This window comes from Frondihabitans sp. 4ASC-45, assembly GCF_049472575.1.
GTDB lineage: Bacteria > Actinomycetota > Actinomycetes > Actinomycetales > Microbacteriaceae > Frondihabitans.
In genome coordinates this window covers 278005-297163 of the sequence record NZ_JBCEBN010000003.1, presented here as the reverse complement: position 1 = coordinate 297163, position 19159 = coordinate 278005, and the positions used below count along the sequence as shown (strand labels likewise).

Here is a 19159-nt window from a genome sequence, read left to right as displayed (position 1 = left end):
GCAGGCATCACGTGACGTCTTCCCCGGCATCGGCCGCCCTCTCCGCCCTCGAGGCGACGGTCGGTGCTTTGCTCGATCCGCCCGGGTGCGAGTGGAATCGCGCGCAGACGCACGAGTCGCTCGTCACCTACCTGGTCGAAGAGACCTCCGAGCTCGTCGAGGCGATCGAAGACGGGAAACCGGCCGACATTCGCGAGGAGCTCGGCGACGTCCTTTACCAGGTCGTTCTGCACGCGGCGATCGCCGAGCGGAACGGTTCCGGATTCGACCTCGCCGCGGTCGTGACGGAGGTCGACGCGAAGATCCGACGGCGTCATCCGCACGTGTTCGGCGACGACCGGGCCGACGGCGTCGACGACATCGTGAGGCTCTGGTCGGCGGCGAAGGCCCGAGAGAAGGCGGCTCGGAGCAGCCGGTTCGAGGGCGTGCCCGCGGGACTGCCGGCTCTGGCGAGAGCGCAGAAGATCGCGGCGCGCGCGGAGTCGTTGGCCGTCTCAGAACCGAGCGCAGGATCCGACGGCTCGCTTCTCGACGCCGACAGCGAGGCCGCGTGGGGCTCGGCCCTCTTAGCGGAGGTGGATCGGGCGTCGGCCCGCGGATGGGATGCCGAGCGAGCTCTTCGCGGCGCCGTGCGCCGACGCGAGGCTGCCCTTCGGGTTGCCGAGGTGGAGCAGGAAGAAGAGAAGAGACGGCGGGGCACCCCACAACCCGAATAGAGGGGACCCCGCCCGAGCAGGTGATCAGCCATGCTCGACCGCGCTTGTTCAGCGCGATGGAATAACCCTACACCACAGTAAAATGTCACCTGGTCACTTTCAGTATTTCACCAGGCGGACCCCTGCCGTCCACCCTCTGTTATGGTGAGCGTTGGTCGCTGGGGTCGCGCAGGGTGGCTCATCGCGGCGACGGTACGAAAGACGAGTGTGATGCCGAGAAAGCCCGACCCGACACGCAAGCCGGAGCTCTTGGGCCAGATCCTCGAACACCTCGCCGGGCGGACTCTCGCCACCGTCTCGTTCCGCACACTCGCCGAAGCGTTGGGCGTAAGCACCTACGTTTTCGTCTACCACTTCGGCAATCGCGCGCAGCTCGTCGACGAGATCGTACGAGCCATCGTGGCGCGCCAGGACGACCTCCTCGCGGTCGACCCCACCACCCTCGACGAGCAGGGTTGGCTCGACTTCATGGAGTCGGCGTGGCAGAAAGTGTCGACGCCCTACAACCTCCAACTCCAGCGTCTCGAATACGAGGCCGCCATGCTCGAGATGATCGACGGCGCCGAGCCGGGCGTCGCACGCTCGGCAGTCGCCAAATGGCAGGGTTTTACGCGGAAGTGGTGCGTTTCGCAGGGGGTGCCCGAGGCTGTGGCTATGGTCGAGGCGCGGCTGTTCACCGACACCGTCTATGGCCTGCAGTACGACGCCCTGGCGACGGGAGCGACGGAGGAGGTCGCCGACGTTTTTCGTCGTCACGTTGCGACTTTCGCCGAGCGGATGCGAGTGGCAGCCACCCCCGCCACTGTCTGAGGCGTGGGATCGACGCAGGGCCTACGCGAAGTCTGTTGGAACGAAGTGGCGGGGCCCCGCCTAGGGAGCGGGGCGCCGCCGGCCGGACCAGCTCGTCACCGCAGGGAAGGGACGAGCTGCCGGGCAGGCAAGGCGCGCAACCCGATTCGCGCCTGCCGGTCTTGGGGGGTGGTCGGTGTGAAACGGTTGGCCACCCGATCGGGTGCTTCGAGAATACATGAAATGTCACATCTCGACAACCAGAATGGAGCGCAGAAGCGCTCGTCGGACTCTGAAAGACTGATCGCATGGCCTCCTCCGTCACTCCGCCGCGCGGAATGCGCGACTTCCTCCCCGCCGACAAGCGTCGCCGCGACCTGATCCTCGACCGCATCCGGTCGACCTATCGATCCTTTGGCTTCGACGAGATCGAGACGCCCGTGGCGGAGGAGAGCGACCGCCTTCACGCCGGGCTGGGGGGCGATAACGAGAAGCTCGCCTTCGCCATCATGAAGCGCGGCATCACGCCCGAGAAGCTCGCCGCGGCCTCCGAGCCGCTCGAGCTCGCCGACCTCGGCCTCCGCTTCGACCTGACCGTGCCGCTCGCGCGTTTTTACGCGACGCACCGCGCGACTCTCCCCGGGGTGTTCCGCGCGATTCAGATCGCGCCCGTCTGGCGAGCCGAGAGACCGCAGAAAGGGCGCTACCGACAGTTCGTCCAGTGCGACATCGACATCATCGGAGAGCCGGGCCCGATGGCCGAGATCGAGCTGCTCAGTGCCACGTCGGCCGTGCTCGACGGGCTCGGGCTGGCGGGCACGACTATCCGGATCAACGACCGCCGGATCCTCGTCGCCCTTCTCTCGCACTGGGGCGTTCCCGTCGACCGGTTCGACCACGCGCTCGTGATCGTCGACAAGCTCGACAAGGTCGGCGTCGACGGTGTCGTCACCGAGCTCGCCTCGATCGGGGTCCCGGTCGACGGTCTGGCCGAGGCTCTGGGCGAGCTCTCCGGCGCCACCTGGGAATCGGTCGCCGATGCTGACTGGCTCGACGCGGCCGCGTTCGCCGATCTGGTCTCGCTCCGAGACGCTCTGCCCGGCGCCCGCCTCGAGTTCGACCCCACGCTCGTGCGGGGAATGGGCTACTACACCGGAACGATTTTCGAGGTGGCGCACCCCGACTTCGGCTACTCGCTCGGCGGCGGCGGTCGCTACGACGGCATGATCGGTCGGTTCCTGGGCGTGGACGTGCCTGCGGCCGGATTCTCGCTCGGCTTTGAGCGTCTGGTTGATCTCGTCGAGCTTTCGGGTGAAGGATCCGGCGACGGCGTCGTCCTCCTCTACGACGCGGGCGCTGAACCGGCCGCTCTCGTGCGTCTGCAGCACGAGCTCGCCGCTCACGGAACCCGCGTCCGCCTCGACCGCAAGGCGAAGAACCTCAAGAACCAGCTCGCCGGCCTGAAGGAACAGGGCTTCGAGTCGTTCGCCACGGTCTCCGACAGCACCGCGACGGCCGCCGATCTCTCCTTCCGCTCCCTGTCGTAGAAGAGGCATCGGGCAGCCTGTGGAGAACCCCCTCCGGCGTTAAGGCGCCCTACTAGGATTGGGCGCGGGCTTCGAGCCTGAGCGAAAACAGACGATCCTAAGGAGTTATCCGTGGCAGCAATCGACGCAGTAGGCGCTCGCGAAATCCTCGACTCGCGAGGCAACCCGACCGTCGAGGTCGAAGTTCTGCTCGACGACGGTGTCGTCGCGCGCGCGGCAGTGCCCTCCGGCGCATCGACCGGCGCATTCGAGGCCTACGAGCTTCGCGACGGCGACAAGGGTCGCTACCAGGGCAAGGGTGTTCTCAAGGCCGTCGCCGCCGTCATCGACGAGATCGGCCCCGAGATCGAAGGTCTCGACGCCACCGATCAGCGCGTCATCGACAAGGCCATGATCGACCTCGACGGCACCGACAACAAGAAGCGCCTCGGCGCGAACGCGATCCTCGGCGTGTCACTCGCCGTCGCCCGCGCCGCCGCCGACTCGGCCGACCTGCCACTGTTCCGCTACCTCGGTGGCCCGAACGCGCACACGCTGCCCGTGCCGATGATGAACGTCATCAACGGTGGCTCCCACGCCGACAGCAACGTCGACATCCAGGAGTTCATGATCCTGCCGATCGGTGCATCCAGCTTCTCCGAGGCCCTCCGCTGGGGTACCGAGACGTACCACGTGCTCAAGAGCGAGCTGAAGTCGCAGGGCCTCTCGACCGGCCTCGGTGATGAGGGTGGCTTCGCCCCCAACCTCTCCAGCAACCGTGCCGCTCTCGACCTCCTCGTCGAGGCGATCACCAAGGCCGGCTTCACCCCCGGCAAAGACATCGCACTCGGCCTCGACGTCGCCTCCAGCGAGTTCTTCTCGAACGGCTCGTACTCCTTCGAGGGTGCATCGAAGTCGGCCGAAGAGATGTCGGCCTACTACGAAGAGCTCGTCGCGTCCTACCCCCTCGTCACCATCGAAGACCCTCTCGACGAAGACGACTGGGAGGGCTGGGCGCACCTCACGTCCGTCATCGGCTCGAAGACGCAGATCGTCGGCGACGACCTCTTCGTCACCAACCCGACGCGCCTCGCCAAGGGCATCGAGAACGGCGCCGCCAACGCGTTGCTCGTCAAGGTCAACCAGATCGGCACGCTCACCGAGACGCTCGACGCCGTGGCCCTCGCACAGCGCAGCGGCTACAAGACCGTGATGTCGCACCGCTCCGGCGAGACCGAAGACACGACGATCTCCGACCTCGCCGTCGCCACCGATGGCGGTCAGATCAAGACCGGCGCCCCGGCTCGCTCCGAGCGCGTCGCGAAGTACAACCAGCTGCTCCGCATCGAAGAGGAGCTCGGCGAGGCCGCGGTATACGCCGGCGCCTCGGCGTTCCCGCGCTTCACCGCGTAGCGACTGCTGCAGGAGGCCCGTCTCGCGCTTCGGTGCGGGGCGGGCTTTTGCGTGCGTGCGCTCGGCGACGCGCTTTGGCAAAAGCGACGCGGATCGGCCAAAACGACGCGGCGAGCCAGGTCGAATTGGCCGAACCGCGTCACTTCGTCAGCTCGGCGGGGCTGAACTTCTCGCGGCGCCGGCCCCCTGCCGAATTCGAAGGAGAAACTGCCGGGCGACCCCCTCGGATCCTTGATTTCTCGTCGCCGGAGGCGGGAATCTCCTTCGAATTCGGGCGGCACGCGCGCGCTGGCCCAGAGGCGGCCGGGCGTCGCCTAGGGTCGAGGCATGGCTAGCTCACCCTCCGACCGCGAAGGCGGAACGACCCGACGCGTGCCGGTGACCCTGCCGGCGATGGAGACGGCGGCCGGCGGCTGGCTGCGTGGCATGCGCGTCTCGGGGTTCAGCCTGCTGATGCTCGTGATCATCGTGCTGTTCGTGATCATCCTCGCGCCGAGCCTGAAGACGCTGATCCAGCAGCAGCAGCAGATCACGTCGCTGCAGTCCGACGTCGATGCGCAGAAGCAGAACGTCGACGATCTCAAAGACACGGTCGCCCGGTGGAACGACCCCGCCTACATCGAGGCCCAGGCCCGCGATCGCCTGTTGTACGTCTATCCGGGCGAGTACAGCTACCTCGTGATGGACGATGCGGCGACGAAGTCCGAGACAGCCGCGAAGACCGAGGCCGGAACGAAGATCACCAAAGACATCCAGAACCCGCAGGTCGACTGGGTCGGGGCGATGACCGCGTCTGTTCTCGACGCGGGCCTGACCGACGAGCCCGCGGCGAAGCTCGTGTCGCCCGACCTGAAGGGCGCCAAGTAGGCGCACGGGCCGGGTATTCTGATCACTCCATGACCACGCCACCCTTCGCCCCCGTCACCGAGCACGACATCTTCGTCGTCTCTCAGCAGCTCGGTCGCCCGGCGCGCAACGTGATCGGCATCGCCGCGCGCTGCGTCTGCGGCAATCCGACCGTGGTCTCGACCAAGCCCCGCCTGGCCGACGGAACGCCTTTTCCGACCCTGTACTACCTGTGCCACCCGGGTGCCACGGCCGCGATTTCGACTCTCGAGGCGACCGGCGTCATGGCCGAATACACCGAGCTGCTCGCCGACAGCGCCGACCTGCAGCAGAGCTATCGTGCGGCTCATGAGGCGTACCTCGCCGATCGCGAGGGCATCGAGCACGTCGACGAGATCGATCACGTGACAGCCGGCGGCATGCCCGAGCGCGTCAAGTGCCTCCACGCCCTGGCCGGTCACGCCCTCGCCGCCGGGCCCGGCGTCAACCCGTTCGGTGACCTCGCGCTCGAACGAGCGACCTGGAGCCCCGACGTGTGCACCTGCCCCGACTACTCCGCCGACGGCGCAGAGCGCCCCGACGCGACCGACGCGACCGCAGGATCCGAGGGCTGACCAGAGTGCGCCGGCTCGGAGCGTTCGCGGCCGCCGTGGCTGTCGTCTCCGCGCTGGTGATCCCCGGCGTCCTTCTCCCGGCCACCGCAGCGTCTGCCGACTCGATCCGCGATCGGGAGTACTGGCTCAGCGACTACGGCATCGAGCAGGCGTGGAACACCACCCGCGGCCAGGGCGTCACGGTGGCCGTGATCGATTCGGGAGTGGACGGCTCGGTCGCTGAGTTGCAGGGCGCCGTCGTCGGTGGCGCGGACTTCTCGGGGAGCGGATCGTCGAACGGGCAGACGCCGATCGGCGACGACTCCGCGCACGGCACCCTGGTCGCTTCGCTCATCGCCGGCAGGGGCGCCGGTTCGGGTTCCGGAGTGATCGGCGTCGCGCCCGAGGCGAAGATCCTCTCGATCTCGGTCGGTTTCGGCGCCAAGGCGAACAATGCCGACGAGCAGATCGCCACGGCCGTGCGCTGGGCGGTCGACCACGGGGCCAAGGTCATCAACATGTCGCTGACCCGCAACACCCTCGACTGGCCCACGAGCTGGGACGACGCTTTTCTCTACGCCATGAAGAAGGGTGCGGTGGTCATCGCCGCCGCCGGAAACCGGGGGAGCGGAACCGACGAGGTGGGTGCCCCGGCGACGATGCCGGGAGTGCTGACCGTGGCCGGCGTCGATCAGTCGAAGAACGCGAGTTTCGACGCGTCGAGCCAGGGGATCACGATCGGGGTCGCGGCACCGAGCGAAGGGCTCGTCGGTGTGGGGCCGGGCGGGCAATACCTGCTGTGGTCCGGCACGAGTGGCGCCGCCCCGCTGGTCTCGGGCATCGCCGCCCTCGTCTTCGCCAGCCACCCCGGAATCTCGGCCGACGACGTGATCCAGCGGATCGTCTCGACGGCCACGCCCAAGGGGTCGCCGTCGCCCGGCCCGATCTACGGCCACGGTCTGGTCGACGCCGACGCGGCCGTCACCAGGAGCGTGTCGAGCGTCTCGACGAACCCCGTCGGCGACCTCGCAGAGTGGATCCGGCTCCACCGCCGGGCCGAAGCCTCGCCGCAGCCGACCTCATCGCCCGAGCCCTCCGCGCCGGTGACCGCGAGCCCGACGACCGCGGTGGCGAATAGAGACGGAAGCGCTGGATTCCTCCCGAGTGTCGAGACCTGGAGATCTGCGGGGATCCCCCTCGCGGTTTATTCTGGTCTCGGGGTCAGTGTGCTGGTCGTCGTCATCGGGGCCGTTCGCCATTTCAGTCGTCTGCGAAGCAGGCGCTAGCCTGTTTCCCGTCCACACCTATCTAGGAGTTCATCCCTCGTGCCCAAAATCCTGATCGTCGGCGGCGGCTACGCCGGTTTCTACACCGCCTGGAAGCTCGAGAAGTGGCTGCGAAAGGGCGAGGCCGAGGTCACCGTGGTCGACCCGCTGCCCTACATGACCTACCAGCCGTTCCTTCCCGAGGTCGCAGCCGGTTCGATCGAGCCGCGTCATGCCATCGTGTCGCTGCGACGCCACCTGACTCGCACCAACGTCGTCACGGCCAAGGTGACGAAGGTCGACCACGCGACGAAGACCGCGACGATCACCCCCGAGGTCGGCCCCGAGTGGACGGAAGAGTACGACCAGATCGTCATGACCGCTGGTGCCGTCTCGCGCACGTTCCCGATTCCGGGTGTCGCCGACGAGGCCATCGGCCTCAAGACGATCGAGGAGGCCGAGGCCATCCGCGACAAGCTCCTCACCAACTTCCAGAAGGCCGCGAACCTCGACGCCGGCCCCGAGCGCGACCGCCTGCTCACCACCGTCGTCGTCGGTGGCGGCTTCGCCGGCATCGAGATCTTCGCCGAGCTGCGCAGTTTCGCGACCGACCTGCTCAAGAACTACCCGAACCTCACCATCGACGACACCCACTTTCACCTCATTGAGGCGATGGGTCGCATCATGCCCGAGGTCGCCCTCGAGACGAGCCACTGGGTGCTCAAGAACCTCGCCGAGCGCCAGGCCATCGTCCACCTCGACACGCAGCTGCAGTCGGCCGTCGGCGGCAAGGTCGAGCTGTCGACCGGTGAGTCGTTCGAGTCCGACCTCATCATCTGGACGGCCGGCGTCATGGCCAACCCGGTGGTTCGCAACACCGACTTCCCGATCGAGGCCCGCGGCCGCATCTCGGTGCAGCCCGACCTCCGCGTCGTGACCGAAGACGGCACCGTCGTGCCCGACGCCTGGGCCTGCGGCGACGTCGCGGCGACGCCCGACCTCACCGGCGGCGGCGTCGGCGGCTTCTGCGTGCCGAACGCCCAGCACGCCGTTCGCATGGGCAAGCAGCTCGCGAAGAACCTCACGGCCGACCTCCGTGGCGAAAACACGAAAGACTACCGCCACGACAACCTCGGAGCCGTCGCCGGTCTCGGTATCGGTATCGGTGTGTTCCAGAGCGGCAAGTTCGCCCTCAAGGGATTCCCGGCGTGGATGGCGCACCGCGGCTACCACGGCATGGCCATGCCGTCGTGGGAGCGCAAGATTCGCGTCGTGACCGGTTGGGCCAACAACTTCGTGCTCGGCCGCGACATCGCGTCGCTCGACAACGTCACGAGGCCGCGCGCCGCCTTCGAGGAGTTTGCCTCGCGCCCGAAGCCCGCGGCTCCGGCCGACGGGCCCGCAGCAGCTCCCGCCCCCGAAATCGGCAAGGTTGCCGGCCAGCCCGGCCCCGCGTACGCCACTCCCGCCGACGGTGAGACGAAGGCTGAGCCGGTGGCTGCGGAGTCGAAGCCCGCCGCTAAGAAGGCTCCGGCGCGCAAGCCGGCTGCCAAGAAGGCGCCGGCTGAGAAGGCCCCCGCCGCCGAATAGCTCGTCGTTAGTCGTGATGCCCCCGTCCTGCGGGGGCATCACGCGTTTCGCGGCCCGTTCAGTACGCTTGACGGGCACGCCCCCGTAGCCCAATCGGCAGAGGCAGGCGACTTAAAATCGCTTCAGTCAGGGTTCGAGTCCCTGCGGGGGCACTCGCTCGTCAGATGTCGTCGCCGGGCTCGACGAAGCGCACCCAGGCCCAGGCGCCCACGGCAAGGGTCGCGAATGCCGCGGAGGCGATCACGAGCGGCAGCATCGGGAACGTCTCGTCAGGGCCGCCGAGATAGACGACGGAGGCCATGGCGACGCCGATCACGGCGAACCCGACCAGCGTCGGCCGCGACCAGGCGTAGAGAGCGCGGCCGGGTAGGGCTCCGAGCGGAACCAGCAAGACGATCAAGGATCCAAGACCCGCCAGACACATCGTCGCCAGCGCCTCCCGCGTGATCTCGGCGGCGAACGCAGTGCTCGAGGCCGGCATGAGCCCGTGCGCGATCCATGCGAGGAACGACAGACCGGCCAAGGATCCCAGTTGGGCCGTGGCGAGGACACCGCCCGTTCGGACGTCGTCTCGCCGTTCGTCGTCCCGCCCGGTGTCGCGGCCGCGTGCATCGACCGTGCTCGCTTCGAGAACGCGCCCACCCGCGTCGGCGAGGCCCGCAGCGAGGAGCACTCCGAGGGCGAGCGGCGGGTCGATGCCCAGCACCCGGGTTGCCACACACGCCGCCACGGCTCCGACGAGCAGGCGGGGCGAAACGGAGAGGGAGAGGCGCAGCCCGAGACGACGCCCGAGGAGCCAGGTGGGGAGCACGACGCCGAGACCGTTGATCAGGGCGATTCCGACGGCGATCGCCACGACGAGCCGGATGTAGCGCACCTGGTCGTCGACGCCCGCGGCGAGGGCGACGAGCACGGCGCCGACCGCGAGGGCCAGGACGACCCCTGCGGTCGGCGAGAGGACCGACCGCTCGTCGCGGTCGGAGAGCGAGCGGTTGCGGCCCGCGAGTCGGTGGGCTCGTCCGGCGAGCCGACCGCCCAGCGCCGAGGCAGCAAGGCGCAGGGGTGCGACGACCAGGAGGAGGAAGACGAGGCCGATAACGAGGGCCCACATCCACGACCAGCCGCCGAGACCCTGCGACAGCGTCGGGAGGGTGCCGCCGAAACCGGTCGGGCCCGACCACGACGAACTATCGATGACGCCGGGGGTCGAGGCGGAACCCGAGCCGAGGGATCCTGAGCCGCTTCCTGAACCGCCGCCTGAACCACTGCCGCCGGTGCCTCCGCCTGATCCGGTCGACCCACCGGAACCGGACGAGCCACCGCTGGGCGACCCGCCGCCCGGGGTACCGGGGCTGGTCGGCGTGCCCGTCGGGGGAGCGGCAGACGGCTCCGTCGAGTCGGATGGCGTCGTGGGCTGGGCGGACGGAGTCGCCGACGGAGTCGAGGGCGTGGCCGATGGCGACGACGGGGCGAATGTGACCAGGACGGCCGCACTGGGCGCACCGTAGTTGCCGGCGGTGTCGCGCTGAGCAGCCTGGACCCGGCGGTCTCCGGACGGGAGGAGGAGGCCCTCCGAACTGCAGCTCCATGCGCCGTTCTTCACGACGGCGGTGCAGACGGGATTGCTGTCGACGTAGGTGGTGACGGTGGAACCGCTTTCGCCGGTGCCGTCGAAGACCACGGGTTGCCGGCTGATGGTGGAGCCCTGCGCGGGGTGGACGATCGTCGGCGCAGCCGGGGCATCGCGATCGATCGTGACGGTGACCGCGGCGGAGGCGGACGAAACAGGAACCGCCGGCACGCGCGACGACGACTGCGTCGCCTGAACGCTGTAGCGACCGGACGGTGTCGTCGCGGCCGAGAGCACGGTGCTCCACTGCCCCGCGTCGCTGACGATCGCTGTCGCCGCAGCCTTGCCGTCGGTCGTCACCGTAACTCGAGCGCCGGGATAGCCCGTCCCCTGGACGCGGGCTCCGATGTCGACTCCCGACCCGGTCGTCAGCACCGGGGCGGCGAGCACCGAGAACGGAGCCGACTGGACGTCGCCGAGCGCGGTGTCGGTGAGGTCACGCACGGTGAGAGTCTGGCCGGCGCCTGACACGAGAACGACTTCACACGACCAGCGCCCGTCGGCAGTGGCTGTCGAGGTGCAGAGCGACGATGCGGGGTGGACGGGGTCGAGCACGCGCAGATGTGCCGAGGGCGTGGCTGTTCCTGACACCGTCACCCGGGCGCGCGGGGAGTCGGCGACCGAGATCGTCGGGGCGACGGGCGGGGCCGGTGTGCCGATGCCCTGCGAGGGTGTCGGCGTCGCGCTCGTCGGCGCCGCCTCGGCTGCGGACGGAGCGACCGAGAGACCCGAGACGATCAGAACGAGGGCTAGTGCTGCCATGCAGATCGCTGCGGGTACCCGCCCACGACGAACTCGCCCGCTGGCCATGGCCACGGAGCGTCGGGAGCTGGGGGTCGTGTTGGTGAGCACTGCCCCCAGTAAGCCAAGTTGCGGGGTACAAGTCAATCGTTCGAACGGCGGAGTACGTGAAATCTCCGTGAATTGTTACAAGTGCCCACAGGCACAAGGCCAAGGATCCGTCGAAACCGCCGCTGGGCGTGAGTTGCCTCCGAGAATGCCCCCCGCGCATGGAGCCCCCATTCAGCCCGTTTATAGTGATCCCCGGATCGACAAGGAGTATCTCAACCATGGATTCCGCCCTCATCGGCATTCTCATCGCAGCAGGCATCGTCGTGCTGCTGCTCATCATCTTCGGCATCTACCTGTGGGCGACCTATAACTCGTTGGTCACCCTCAAGGTGCGCGTCGATGAGGCGTGGAGCGATATCACCGTCCAGCTGAAGCGTCGGGGTGACCTCATCCCCAACATCATCAGCACGGTAAAGGGGTATGCCACTCACGAGTCGGGGGTCTTCGAGAGCGTGACCAAGGCGCGTGCCGAGACGCTGAGCGCCACGAGTCCGGCCGAGGCCGCGGTCGCCGAGAGCCACATGCAGAAGTCGCTGAAGAGCATCTTCGCCGTGGCCGAGGCCTACCCTCAGCTGCAGTCGAGCCAGAACTTCCTTCAACTGCAGTCAGAGCTCGTCGAAACCGAAGACAAGATCCAAGGGTCGAGGCGGTTCTACAACGGCGGCGTTCGTGAGTTCAACACGAAGACCACGGTGTTCCCGAACACCCTCTTCTCGAAGCGGCTCGGATTCACCTCGCGCGACTTCTTCGAGGTGGCAGAGCCGTCGGCGATCGCCGAGCCCCCCCGCGTGCAGTTCTGACCGCGTGCAGTTCTGAGGCGAACCCGGCGAGTGCTCAGGCGCTTTCTTTAGGAGTTGGCGCGGACGGCAGCAGTCAGCGCGGACGCGAGGTCGCCACGCGGCATCACCTCGAGTGACTCCAGGCCCTGCCACTCGGCCGTCCGGCGGAGCAGGGCCGCCAACCGCTCGACGTCGATTGTCTGGCCCGCCTCATGCCACGCCGCCTGTACCCGCAGCACTCCGGCCTGACGGTCGCTTTTGAGGTCGACCCGACCGACCAGCGCCTCGTCTTGCAGCACCGGCAGCACGTAGTAGCCGAAGACTCGCTTGGGCTGCGGCGTGTAGATCTCGATCCGGTAGTGGAACCCGAAGAGGCGCTCGGCCCGCGCGCGCTCCCATACGATCGGGTCGAACGGCGAGAGCAGCGCGTCGGCCTCGATTCGTCGGGGCAGTCTCGCCTCGGCGTGCAGCCACCCTGGCCGGCCCCAGCCGTCGACCGAGACCTGAGTGATCTCGCCGGCCTCGGCCAGATCGGCCAAGGCCGGAGCGACGTCGGCCGCCTTGAGCCGGAAGTAGTCGGCGATGTCGGACGCGGTGCCGATACCGTGAGCCCGGGCGGCGTGCGAGACGAGCGCCCGGTGCGCGTCGGCACGCGAGACCGTGCGATCGAGCACCGCCGAGGGCAGTACCTGGTCGGGAAGACCGTAGGCGCGCTCGAAGCGGGTGCGACCGGCGCTAACGACCTCGCCCGTGCGAAAGAGCACCTCGAGCCCCTGCTTGACGTCGCTCCAGCCCCACCACGGACCGCGCCGCGCGGTCGACTCGGCGCCGATCACGGCATCGGCCTCGATCGCACTCGCCGGCAGGGGCCCGGATGCCCGGAGCTCCGCCCGCAACCAGTCGAGCGTCGCGGTGTTGGCCGACGCCCATGAGTCGGGCCGGGCGGCGTAGTAGTCGCGGTAGTGCTCCATCCGCCAGCGCCAGAGCGGCCAATCGGTCGTCGGGAGGAACGCCGCCTCGTGCGCCCAGTATTCGGTGTAGCGGCCCCCTCGGGCAAAGGTGAGTCGGTCGAGCAGAGACCGATCGAAGGATCCGAGCCGGGCGTAGATCGGCAGATAGTGGCTGCGCTCGAACACGTTGACGGAATCGATCTGCAAGAGGCCGAGACGATCGATGAGGGTGTTGAGTTGACGCGTCGCCACGGGCCCGGACGGGACGCGACCGAACCCTTGCGCCGCCAGGGCGACGCGACGGGCGAGAGCGGGAGAAACGCTGGACGGGAGCACGGTCTGAGGATAGATGCCGCTACCGACATACGGATCCTCAATCGGGGTTTCGCCGCCTACACTTCTTCCATGACGGATGTGACCCTGGCTGGCCCGACACTTGCCGAGTTCCGAGAAGCCCGCGAGCGCGTCTCGCACGTGGCGCACGTCACGCCGATGGAGAGCTCGTCTTTCTTGAGTCAGGCGCTCGGCGCGAAGGTGTACCTCAAGTGCGAGAACCTCCAGCGCACGGGCTCGTACAAGATCCGCGGGGCCTACAACCGGCTGTCGCAGCTCGACGCCGACGAGCGCGCCCACGGCGTCGTGGCGGCGAGTGCCGGCAACCATGCTCAGGGCGTCGCGCTGGCGGCTCGCGAGCTCGGCATCACGGCGACGATCTTCATGCCGGTAGGCGTGGCGCTTCCGAAGCTGCAGGCGACCCGCGACTACGGCGCCGATGTGGTGCTCGGCGGCAACTCCGTCGAAGACGCCCTGCGAGCGGCGAAAGAGTTCTCCGACGAGACCGGCGCCGTCTTCATCCCGCCCTACGACCACCCCGACGTGATCGCGGGCCAGGGCACGCTCGGCCTCGAGATCCTCGACCAGGTGCCCGACGTCGAGACGATCATCATGAGCATCGGCGGCGGCGGCCTCATTGCCGGGGTGGCCAGTGCGGTCACCCAGGCTCGGCGCGAGACCGGCGGAACGATCCGCATCGTCGGCGTCCAGGCGGCGAACTCGGCGCCCTACGCGATCTCGATGAAGCTGGGCGAGGCGACCGCGGTCGTTCCCACGCCGACGATCGCCGACGGTATCGCCGTGGCCAAGCCCGGAGTGCTCAACTTCGCGATCGCCCGCGACGTCGTCGACGAGGTCGTGACGGTCAAAGACGACGACACCGCCCGCGCGATCCTGGTGCTGCTCGAACGGGCCAAGCAGGTCGTGGAGCCCGCCGGAGCCGTGGGCGTGGCCGCCGTGCTCACCGAGCAGGTGCAGCCGACCGGAACGACCGTCATCGTGCTCTCGGGCGGCAACATCGACCCGCTCATGATGGAACGCGTGATCAGCCGCGGCCTCGCCGCCAGCGACCGGTACCTGCACTTCCGCGTCATGCTTCCCGACCGGCCGGGTCAGCTCGCCCGCGTCTCCGAGATCATCTCGGAGGCCAACGCGAACGTGGTCGAAGTGCTGCACACCCGGCACGGCCGTGGCCTTCAGATCAGCGAGGTCGAACTCGAGCTCAGCGTCGAGACACGCGGCCCCGACCACGCCGAGCAGGTCATGGAGCGTCTGCGCGACAATGGCTTCACGCCGCAGCCCGCAGCCTCGTAGGCGCTGACGGTCCGCGACGCTGGCGCGTCCGCGCGACAGAAGGCCCAGGATCCAGCGCGAGTCGCGTTGGATCCTGGGCCTTCTGTCGTGACGGGCTAGAAGCTGTAGGGCGCGACCGACGAGATCGCGACGGCGATCTCTTTGCCGTTGGGAGCCGTGTACGAGGTCGAGTCGCCGGCCTTCTTGCCCTCGATCGCCTCGCCGAGCGGGCTCGTCGGGCTGTAGACGGTGAGGTCGCTGCCGGGCGCGATGATCTCACGGCTGCCGAGCACGAACGTCGACTCGTCGCCGGCGATGGTCGCCGTGATGAGCATGCCGGGGCCGACGATGCCGGTGTCGGCCGCGCCCTCCGAGATGGTCGCCGTCTTGAGGAGGTTGATCAGGGTGCGGATGCGCGCCTCGATCTTCGCCTGCTCGTCTTTGGCCGCGTGGTAGCCGCCGTTCTCTTTCAGATCGCCCTCTTCGCGCGCGGCCGAGATGCGGCCGACGATCTCGTCGCGGCCCGAAGTGCTGAGGGTCTCGAGCTCGGCGGCCAGTCGGTCGTAGGCCTCCTGCGAGAGCCAGGTGGTCGTTTCTGCGTTGCTCATGGTTGCTCCAATACCCCGAAGGGTGGGTGGCTGAAAAAAGGAGACCGGCCGTGTGGCCGGTCTCGAGCGGGAATCACGAGAGTTTACGGCAGCCAGCACTTGTCGATCAAGCCCGTGACTCCGCGGTTCATGGTCTTGAGGTCGGTCGTGTAGGTGTTGTTCTGACTCGTCGATGCGGGGAAGTGGACGACCTTCCAGCCGACCACGTCGAAGCCCGAGTTGAGCACCTGAATCGAGCAGTCGACCTTCGTGCCCGGATCGACGCTGATCTGCGAGCGCACGGTTGCTGAGTGGGCGTCCTGGATCTCATACCCGGCGTCGTTCGACTCGATGGTGGCGCTCGTGCCATCGAAAGCTGCGAAGAGCACCCAGGCTCCGAAGACGACCACGACCACGCCGCCGGCGATTGCGGCGATCCAGCGACGCCGCAGACGGAAGGCGCGAGTGCGGCCGTAACGGACGTCGAGCTTGCTGTCGCCCGCGGGTGCTGCCGACGACTGCGGTGCGCTCGTGCTGTTGCTCGAGGGGGTGGGCGCCACCTGCGGTCTCCGTCCGATTATCCTTGGGTAGAGGTTAGCAACGCTGGCCGTGACCGAGATCCGAGGTACCACCGTGCCATTGCGCCTGCTGGCAGTCCACGCCCATCCCGACGACGAGTCGAGCAAGGGCTCCGCTACGTACGCTCACTACCGCAAGGCCGGGGTCGAGGTCTTGGTGGTGAGCTGCACGGGAGGCGAGCAGGGGTCGATCCTTAACGAGCACCTCGAGGCGCGGGCGCACGCCGAGCGGGACATCGCCGGGCTGCGGATCCTCGAGATGGCCCGCGCTCAAGAGGCCATGGGTGTCGACCATGTCTGGCTCGGGTACAGCGACTCCGGGTTGCCCGAGGAGGGCGAGAGCGTCGCGGTCAACTCGTTCGCAACCATTCCCCTCGAGATCTCGACCGAGCCGCTCGTGCGCATCGTGCGTCGGTTCAAGCCCCACGTGCTCCTCACTTATGACGAGAACGGCGGCTACCCCCACCCCGACCACATCCGCACCCACGAGGTCTCGGTCGCGGCCTACGAGGCTGCCGCCGACCCCGCGCGCTACCCCCACGCGGGCCCTGCCTGGCAGGTGTCGAAGCTCTACTACGACCGCATCATGAACACCACGCGAATGCGGGCGATCTACGAGGCCATCAAGGTCGAGACTCCTGACTCTCCCGTGCTCACGCAGATGGATGAGATGTTCGAACGCTGGGGCGAACGAGCCGACCCGTCGACAACACACGTGAACGTCGCCGATTCGTTCCCGGCGCGCGACGATGCGCTGCGAGCGCACGCGAGCCAGGTCGACCCCACTGGATTCTTCTTCTTGCACTCCCACGAGCTGCAGGCCAGGGTCTGGCCGACCGAAGACTTCCAGCTCATCGACTCCAAGGTCGAGACCACGCTGCCCGAGACCGACCTCTTCGCGGGCGTGACCGAGTGAGCGTGTTGGCCGTCTCGGTGTCAATCAGTGCACTGGCGACGAGGATCCTTGCCGAAACCGGCAACCCGTCTTCACCGGGGGTCCAGACCGTCCCCGACAGCGTCGTCACGCCCGGATGGATCGGGTTCCTGGCGATCTTCGGCGTCGCCCTGGCCACGGTGTTCTTGATCGTCGACATGACACGTCGAGTGCGGCGTACCCGCTATCGGGGCGAAGTGCGCGAGCAGATCGAGGCGGAGCGCGAGGAGGCCGCGAGGGCGGCCGCCGGGCTCGACGACGAGTTGCGCGGCGAGACGGACGACTCGGGCTCGTCTCGCTGAACCCGCGAGAGCGGCGCTAGATCGCGACGAGCAGCACGGCCGTCCAGTGGCAGAGGAACGCCAGCACGGTCAGGGCGTGAAAGAGCTCGTGGAAGCCGAAGACGCCCGGGATGAGATTCGGACGTTTCGCGCCGTAGCAGACGGCTCCGATGATGTAGAGGAGCCCGCCCGCGAGAACCAGGATCATTGACGCGGGGTTATTGGCGATCAATTCGCGCACGTAGAGCAGAGCACCCACGCCGAGGAGCACGTAGAGCGGGGTGTAGAGCCAGCGAGGCGCGCTCGTCCAGAAAACGCGGAAGGCGATGCCGGCGAAGGCCCCGCCCCAGACGAGCCAGAGCAGGATGACCGCCTTGTCGTGCGGGAGGCTCAAGACGGCAAGGGGAGTGTAGGTACCGGCGATCAGCAGGAAGATGTTGGAGTGGTCGAGGCGCTTGAGCAGCAGCTTCGCCTTCGGCTTCCAGTTGAAGCGGTGGTAGGTCGCCGACACTCCGAAGAGCAGCAGTGACGTGCCGAAGTACACGGCCGTCGACGCCTTGGCAGGTGTACCCACGGCGAGACTCACGAGGACGACGCCGAGCGCGATCGCCACGGGAAAGGTCGCGGCGTGAATCCACCCGCGCCAGGTGGGTTTGACCTCGAGCTGGGTGCTAAGAGCGGTCATCCACCGATCGTAGGGGGCTTTTCTGGCTATCCGCCAGGAGTTCACAGACCTGTATTTGCATGTGACACTTCTCGTTCCACAGAGTGAAGGGGCCCAGCCGGGCGACGACTCGAGGGAGAACGATGAAGTCCATTCGCCAGAGGGTGTTCGTGAGCGCGGTGGCCGCTCTCACCGGGGCGGCAGCCGCGATCGGTGCCGCCAGCCCTGCCTCCGCCAGCGGGGTCGCGCGCGCGACCTCACCCGCGCCGGGCACCTGTGCACTCGGTTCGGCTTGTCTCTACGACGCAAAGAGCTATGGCGGAATCCGCACGAGCTTCGCGAACTCGGTCAGCGATCTCCGTCTGGTGCGCGTCGGCGATTCGGGGCAGTGGAACGCCGACGACATCGCCACCTCCGTCTATAACAACGGTCGGTACCAGACCGTCCGTTTCTGGCAAGACGCTAATTTCAAAGGCCCGTCGATCGATCTCCCTCGGGGCTCCGGCGACCGCTATCTCGGCGATGCGGGCGGCACGATCACGAAGGTGTTCGACAACCGCATCAGTTCCGGCAAATTCGTCGCGCAGTGACCGCCCGGCCCCGCGCTCGCCGCGTCGTGGCGGGCGTGGCGGTCACCCTCGTCGTGGCCTTCGGTGCACTGGCGTGCAGCGAACCCGAGACGGGCCGCCACGACGTCCGGCTGCCGGCCAAAGACCGCAGCCGAATGGTGATGCCGACCGACGCCTTCGTCGAGACGGAGACCGGCAACCGCGACTATGCCCGCGACCTCGCGATCGGCACCTGCATGAAGGCGGCCGGCCAGAAGTGGTCCGTCGCGCCCCGCACGGTGCGTCCTGACGGAAACGCCAGCTGGAACTCCGTCACCCGCCTGATCTTCACTCCCGAGACCGCGCGTACCTTCGGGTATCACCAGCAGATCGGCGAGGGCGGCCTCGACCAGCGAAAGATCGACGAGCTCTTTCGGCAACCGCGCCTCGATCGAGCGGGCGAGAAGGCCTGGACTGCCTGTGCCGAGCGCGCCGACCGGCGTCTCGGGCTCGACAAGCCGATCTCGCATTTCGCGACGAAGCTCGCGGCCGAGGCCTACGCTCGCGCCCGAGCAGACCACGGGGTGGTCGCCGCCGCCGGGCGCTGGGCCGACTGCATGGCTCCGCTCGGTATCGCCGATCTGGGCTCCGACCCGGCAGATATGCCGACACCCTCCCTTCGTGCGATGTTCGGCCTCGACGCCGATGCGCCACCCACAGAGAAGGCGAGCGCTGACGAGATCAGGATCGCGACGGCCGACGCCGGGTGCCAAGAATCAAGCGGCTACGCCAAAGCCATCTACGACACCGAGTGGGATATCCAGGCGAAGCTGGTGGAGAAGTACGCCGACCGCCTCGTGAAGATCAGAGCGCGACTCGATGCCCAGCATCGACGCATTCACTCGTACCTGGAGCAGCGCGGCGTCATCCGCGCGGCACCGTCCATCACCCGGGAGGCGGATACCCCGGCTCAGACGAGTGGGCTACCGTAA

19 protein-coding genes and 1 tRNA gene are annotated in these 19159 nt (G+C 67.9%); 15 read left to right on the top strand and 5 right to left on the bottom strand.

Annotated elements, in window-relative coordinates; genetic code table 11:
- Window positions 1-11: 11 nt before the first annotated feature.
- From VH571_RS07570 to VH571_RS07530, 9 genes are all read left to right on the top strand, one after another.
- Complete coding sequence (locus tag VH571_RS07570; protein ID WP_423263988.1) at window positions 12-716, top strand: MazG nucleotide pyrophosphohydrolase domain-containing protein; 705 nt, start codon at window positions 12-14, stop codon at window positions 714-716.
- A gap of 210 nt (window positions 717-926) precedes the next feature.
- Window positions 927-1526, top strand: coding sequence for a TetR/AcrR family transcriptional regulator (locus tag VH571_RS07565; protein WP_423263987.1), 600 nt, complete (start codon window positions 927-929; stop codon window positions 1524-1526).
- 287 nt (window positions 1527-1813) lie between these two features.
- The gene (hisS, locus tag VH571_RS07560; RefSeq protein WP_423263986.1) at window positions 1814-3052 is read left to right on the top strand and encodes a histidine--tRNA ligase; all 1239 of its coding nucleotides are present in this window, start codon (window positions 1814-1816) and stop codon (window positions 3050-3052) included.
- 111 nt (window positions 3053-3163) lie between these two features.
- Window positions 3164-4444: a phosphopyruvate hydratase gene (gene eno, locus VH571_RS07555; protein ID WP_055963271.1), complete on the top strand. Its 1281-nt coding sequence runs from the start codon at window positions 3164-3166 to the stop codon at window positions 4442-4444.
- Window positions 4445-4771: 327 nt separating this feature from the next.
- The gene (locus VH571_RS07550; RefSeq protein ID WP_423263985.1) at window positions 4772-5311 is read left to right on the top strand and encodes an FtsB family cell division protein; all 540 of its coding nucleotides are present in this window, start codon (window positions 4772-4774) and stop codon (window positions 5309-5311) included.
- 29 nt (window positions 5312-5340) lie between these two features.
- Window positions 5341-5904, top strand: coding sequence for a DUF501 domain-containing protein (locus VH571_RS07545; protein ID WP_423263983.1), 564 nt, complete (start codon window positions 5341-5343; stop codon window positions 5902-5904).
- 5 nt (window positions 5905-5909) lie between these two features.
- Window positions 5910-7169 carry a S8 family peptidase gene (locus tag VH571_RS07540; RefSeq protein WP_423263982.1) on the top strand — a complete coding sequence of 420 codons (1260 nt, stop codon included), beginning with the start codon at window positions 5910-5912 and terminating at the stop codon, window positions 7167-7169.
- Window positions 7170-7208: 39 nt separating this feature from the next.
- Window positions 7209-8738 carry an NAD(P)/FAD-dependent oxidoreductase gene (locus tag VH571_RS07535; protein ID WP_423263981.1) on the top strand — a complete coding sequence of 510 codons (1530 nt, stop codon included), beginning with the start codon at window positions 7209-7211 and terminating at the stop codon, window positions 8736-8738.
- Between the two features lie 78 nt (window positions 8739-8816).
- A tRNA-Leu gene (locus VH571_RS07530) sits at window positions 8817-8890 on the top strand.
- An 8-nt stretch (window positions 8891-8898) separates the two neighbouring features.
- Here the strand turns inward: VH571_RS07530 and VH571_RS07525 are convergent.
- Window positions 8899-11130: a hypothetical protein gene (locus tag VH571_RS07525; protein ID WP_423263980.1), complete on the bottom strand. Its 2232-nt coding sequence runs from the start codon at window positions 11128-11130 to the stop codon at window positions 8899-8901.
- Window positions 11131-11438: 308 nt separating this feature from the next.
- On the opposite strand from VH571_RS07525, the gene VH571_RS07520 reads away from it, so the two are divergent.
- Window positions 11439-12020 carry a LemA family protein gene (locus tag VH571_RS07520; protein WP_055963258.1) on the top strand — a complete coding sequence of 194 codons (582 nt, stop codon included), beginning with the start codon at window positions 11439-11441 and terminating at the stop codon, window positions 12018-12020.
- A 47-nt stretch (window positions 12021-12067) separates the two neighbouring features.
- On the opposite strand, the gene VH571_RS07515 is transcribed toward VH571_RS07520, so the two are convergent.
- Window positions 12068-13285 carry a winged helix-turn-helix domain-containing protein gene (locus VH571_RS07515; protein WP_423263978.1) on the bottom strand — a complete coding sequence of 406 codons (1218 nt, stop codon included), beginning with the start codon at window positions 13283-13285 and terminating at the stop codon, window positions 12068-12070.
- 69 nt (window positions 13286-13354) lie between these two features.
- Between VH571_RS07515 and ilvA the strand changes: the two genes are divergently transcribed.
- Window positions 13355-14596 (top strand): threonine ammonia-lyase, encoded by a 1242-nt coding sequence (ilvA, locus tag VH571_RS07510; protein WP_055963253.1) that lies wholly within the window; start codon window positions 13355-13357, stop codon window positions 14594-14596.
- Between the two features lie 95 nt (window positions 14597-14691).
- Here ilvA and greA read toward each other — a convergent pair whose 3' ends face one another.
- Both greA and VH571_RS07500 read right to left on the bottom strand, forming a co-directional pair.
- The gene (greA, locus tag VH571_RS07505; RefSeq protein ID WP_123942945.1) at window positions 14692-15183 is read right to left on the bottom strand and encodes a transcription elongation factor GreA; all 492 of its coding nucleotides are present in this window, start codon (window positions 15181-15183) and stop codon (window positions 14692-14694) included.
- 83 nt (window positions 15184-15266) lie between these two features.
- Window positions 15267-15722 (bottom strand): DUF4307 domain-containing protein, encoded by a 456-nt coding sequence (locus tag VH571_RS07500; protein ID WP_423263976.1) that lies wholly within the window; start codon window positions 15720-15722, stop codon window positions 15267-15269.
- A 49-nt stretch (window positions 15723-15771) separates the two neighbouring features.
- Here VH571_RS07500 and mca point away from each other — a divergent pair, with 49 nt between their 5' ends.
- Together mca and VH571_RS07490 are read left to right on the top strand one after the other, a co-directional pair.
- A complete protein-coding gene (gene mca / locus VH571_RS07495) occupies window positions 15772-16656 on the top strand; it encodes a mycothiol conjugate amidase Mca (protein WP_233573073.1) in 885 nt (294 codons plus the stop codon).
- Between the two features lie 17 nt (window positions 16657-16673).
- On the top strand, window positions 16674-16976 hold the full coding sequence (locus VH571_RS07490) for a hypothetical protein (RefSeq protein ID WP_423263974.1): 303 nt from the start codon (window positions 16674-16676) through the stop codon (window positions 16974-16976).
- A 16-nt stretch (window positions 16977-16992) separates the two neighbouring features.
- Here VH571_RS07490 and trhA read toward each other — a convergent pair whose 3' ends face one another.
- On the bottom strand, window positions 16993-17640 hold the full coding sequence (gene trhA / locus VH571_RS07485; protein ID WP_423263972.1) for a PAQR family membrane homeostasis protein TrhA: 648 nt from the start codon (window positions 17638-17640) through the stop codon (window positions 16993-16995).
- Window positions 17641-17762: 122 nt separating this feature from the next.
- Between trhA and VH571_RS07480 the strand changes: the two genes are divergently transcribed.
- Both VH571_RS07480 and VH571_RS07475 read left to right on the top strand, forming a co-directional pair.
- Window positions 17763-18209 carry a peptidase inhibitor family I36 protein gene (locus VH571_RS07480; RefSeq protein ID WP_423263971.1) on the top strand — a complete coding sequence of 149 codons (447 nt, stop codon included), beginning with the start codon at window positions 17763-17765 and terminating at the stop codon, window positions 18207-18209.
- Window positions 18206-19159: a hypothetical protein gene (locus VH571_RS07475; protein WP_423263970.1), complete on the top strand. Its 954-nt coding sequence runs from the start codon at window positions 18206-18208 to the stop codon at window positions 19157-19159. Before VH571_RS07480 ends, VH571_RS07475 begins: the two co-directional genes overlap by 4 nt.

What these genes read in the sequence shown, in the direction of transcription:
- VH571_RS07565 (WP_423263987.1), top strand. Translation starts at nt 927, where the DNA reads ATGCCGAGAAAGCCCGACCCGACACGCAAGCCGGAGCTCTTGGGCCAG.
- hisS (WP_423263986.1), top strand. Translation starts at nt 1,814, where the DNA reads ATGGCCTCCTCCGTCACTCCGCCGCGCGGAATGCGCGACTTCCTCCCC.
- VH571_RS07550 (WP_423263985.1), top strand. Translation starts at nt 4,772, where the DNA reads ATGGCTAGCTCACCCTCCGACCGCGAAGGCGGAACGACCCGACGCGTG.
- VH571_RS07545 (WP_423263983.1), top strand. Translation starts at nt 5,341, where the DNA reads ATGACCACGCCACCCTTCGCCCCCGTCACCGAGCACGACATCTTCGTC.
- VH571_RS07525 (WP_423263980.1), bottom strand. Translation starts at nt 11,130, where the DNA reads ATGGCAGCACTAGCCCTCGTTCTGATCGTCTCGGGTCTCTCGGTCGCT.
- VH571_RS07520 (WP_055963258.1), top strand. Translation starts at nt 11,439, where the DNA reads ATGGATTCCGCCCTCATCGGCATTCTCATCGCAGCAGGCATCGTCGTG.
- ilvA (WP_055963253.1), top strand. Translation starts at nt 13,355, where the DNA reads ATGACGGATGTGACCCTGGCTGGCCCGACACTTGCCGAGTTCCGAGAA.
- greA (WP_123942945.1), bottom strand. Translation starts at nt 15,183, where the DNA reads ATGAGCAACGCAGAAACGACCACCTGGCTCTCGCAGGAGGCCTACGAC.
- trhA (WP_423263972.1), bottom strand. Translation starts at nt 17,640, where the DNA reads ATGACCGCTCTTAGCACCCAGCTCGAGGTCAAACCCACCTGGCGCGGG.
- VH571_RS07480 (WP_423263971.1), top strand. Translation starts at nt 17,763, where the DNA reads ATGAAGTCCATTCGCCAGAGGGTGTTCGTGAGCGCGGTGGCCGCTCTC.